General features: G+C 35.7%; 4 protein-coding genes. 1 reads left to right on the top strand and 3 read right to left on the bottom strand.

Annotation, left to right across the window (positions count from 1 at the left end; translation table 11 throughout):
* Both RLO81_RS17175 and RLO81_RS17170 read right to left on the bottom strand, forming a co-directional pair.
* The coding region (locus RLO81_RS17175; RefSeq protein WP_350114525.1) for a cation efflux transmembrane domain-containing protein at positions 1–522 on the bottom strand (522 nt) is incomplete at its 3' end.
* Between the two features lie 48 nt (positions 523–570).
* Positions 571–1,119: a helix-turn-helix transcriptional regulator gene (locus tag RLO81_RS17170; protein WP_350114522.1), complete on the bottom strand. Its 549-nt coding sequence runs from the start codon at positions 1,117–1,119 to the stop codon at positions 571–573.
* A 120-nt stretch (positions 1,120–1,239) separates the two neighbouring features.
* On the opposite strand from RLO81_RS17170, the gene RLO81_RS17165 reads away from it, so the two are divergent.
* Entirely contained in the window at positions 1,240–1,866 is a 627-nt protein-coding gene (locus RLO81_RS17165) for a cytochrome b/b6 domain-containing protein (RefSeq protein WP_350114519.1), read from the top strand.
* A gap of 5 nt (positions 1,867–1,871) precedes the next feature.
* On the opposite strand, the gene RLO81_RS17160 is transcribed toward RLO81_RS17165, so the two are convergent.
* A partial coding sequence (locus RLO81_RS17160) for a cation transporter dimerization domain-containing protein (protein WP_502880470.1) occupies positions 1,872–2,266 on the bottom strand: 395 nt, incomplete at its 5' end.

Raw genomic sequence — 2,266 nt, 5'->3', positions numbered from 1 at the left:
AATGATTAAATCAGGTAATGCTGATTCAAAATACGCCACCAGTATTCCAGCAGTAATCACACCCAAATTGGCAATCACATCGTTTTTCGAAAAGATCCAGGTGGCACGCATGTGTACCTCACCCTGTTTATGCTTATTCAGTAATACAAGACAAACAACATTTGCGGTTAAGGCGAATAATGAAATAACAATCATAACGGTAGAAATTGGTTCACTGCCATATAAGAAGCGTCGAATAACTTCAAATATTATTCCGAATCCAAGTAGCATTTGAAGCATGCCACTCAACATGGATGAATTCGCTTTAGCCATTGCTGTTTTACCTATGACGTATAATGCCGATCCATAAACCATTGCATCCGCTAACATATCAAGTGAATCAGCGAGTAAGCCCGTTGACTCAGCATACAATCCAAACCCAAATTCAAATAAAAACATAACCCCATTAATCACTAATACAATGATTAAGAGATTACGTTGGTTCTTTGGATCTATTTCGTCATGACAACCGCAATTACTCATAAAAGTTACATTTCTAATTGTCGTATTTAATCGGCCGGGGTAATTTTATTATTCATTATGAGGCAATGCTAGTTCTTCTAAAAAGAAGGCTGCCAAATCGTGTCGGCCTGAAAGATTTGCTTTTTTATAAATGGAACGAGCCTGTTGTCTGGCAGTCGCTTCACTCACCCCCCTAAAATAAGCAACTTCTTTATGACTTAATCCTTTTAACAGAAATAACGCTATTTCTTTTTCTGAAGGTGTTAGGTTCCATCGCTCAAATTGATTATTTATTGAAGCACCTAATCCCTGTAATAATGCTTGAGTTTCATTTCGCCACTCTGTTGCTTCCTCTCTATTTTTCTGTAATTCCTGCGCCATTACTTTAACCAGCTGGCGAGACTGTTTTGCTTCATTTAATAAACGTAAAGAAATTACTAATGCACCGAAAATTGAAATTGCAAATACAATCCCTTCTATCACAATATGCGCACTTTCAGTCCCTTCTTGGATATCAGCAAGAATATCAATTGCTGCCAAAATACCGATAAATATAAAAGCACCTAACAAGAACAGTCGAAAACGACCTTCAAACATTATTTCATTCAAATCTAACATCTTAATTTATATAAACATTCACAAATGCAGGATAGTGATATTCCAGATAAGTCTGCATATTACAACTAAATACCCGTGAATTAATAGACAGGTTTTATGTATTAAATATGGAGAACTGATATGGATCAAAAAAATGAAATCAAAGTGTGGGATATACTTGTTAGAATTTTCCACTGGTCATTAGTTATTGCTTTTTTCATCGCCTACTTTACCGGCGAAGAAGAAAATAACTGGCACATCTATGCCGGCTATACTGTTTTAGGATTAATTTCATTTCGTGTTATATGGGGTTTTATCGGGACAAAACACGCGCGATTTTCTGATTTTATTTATTCACCACAAACGGTATTTCAATACTTTAAAGGTCTGTTAAGAAAACACCCAAAACACTATCTCGGTCATAATCCAGCTGGTGGGTGGATGGTGCTTCTTTTATTAACAAGTTTATTTGTTGTAACCGTGAGTGGACTAAAAGTTTATGCTTTAGAAGAAGGCAAAGGTCCTTTGGCTTCTTCTAGTGAATTAACATTAATCAGCGATTCTTATGCTAATGGCGGTGAATACGAATATGAGAGCAAAGAAGACCATGATGAGGAAGAAGAGTTCTGGGAAGAAATACATGAAGGGGCAACAAATTTTACTTTATTATTAATCGCCCTTCATATTATCGGTGTAATTGTGTCAAGCAAATATCATAATGAAAATCTTATTAAGGCGATGATAACTGGCAAGAAGAAAATCAATTAATATAGCTAGTGAGGAGTGATGATTGATTTATCACAGCAATTATTATTTTCTGACTGGCTTTCATACTCAAATTCAATGGTTGAGTGCGAGATATGAAATGATTCATTTAAGACATCTTTTATCTGGCCTTTAATCATTTCCGCATCCTGATATCCAGACTCAGAAATAACAACATGTGCTTCGAGTGATCGTTCATGTTCATTTAATTCCCATACATGCAAGTGGTGAACTTCTTTTATATTTTCAATCCCCTCCAGACTCTTGGTCACTTCATTGATGTCAATATCGGCCGGTACACTTTGCATCAAAATCCTGATTACGGATTTGATTTCGATATAACCATGAAAAAGAACATAACCCGCAATTAGAAAAGTACAAATCGTATCCACAATGTACCATT

This window comes from Fulvivirga sp., assembly GCF_040220315.1.
GTDB lineage: Bacteria > Bacteroidota > Bacteroidia > Cytophagales > Cyclobacteriaceae > Fulvivirga.
Note: the sequence above shows the minus strand (reverse complement) of the source record. Positions and strands in the feature narration are given on the sequence as shown.

Excerpts from the sequence above, each read along its gene's own strand:
- RLO81_RS17165 (WP_350114519.1), top strand. The coding sequence starts at position 1,240 with ATGGATCAAAAAAATGAAATCAAAGTGTGGGATATACTTGTTAGAATT.
- RLO81_RS17170 (WP_350114522.1), bottom strand. The coding sequence starts at position 1,119 with ATGTTAGATTTGAATGAAATAATGTTTGAAGGTCGTTTTCGACTGTTC.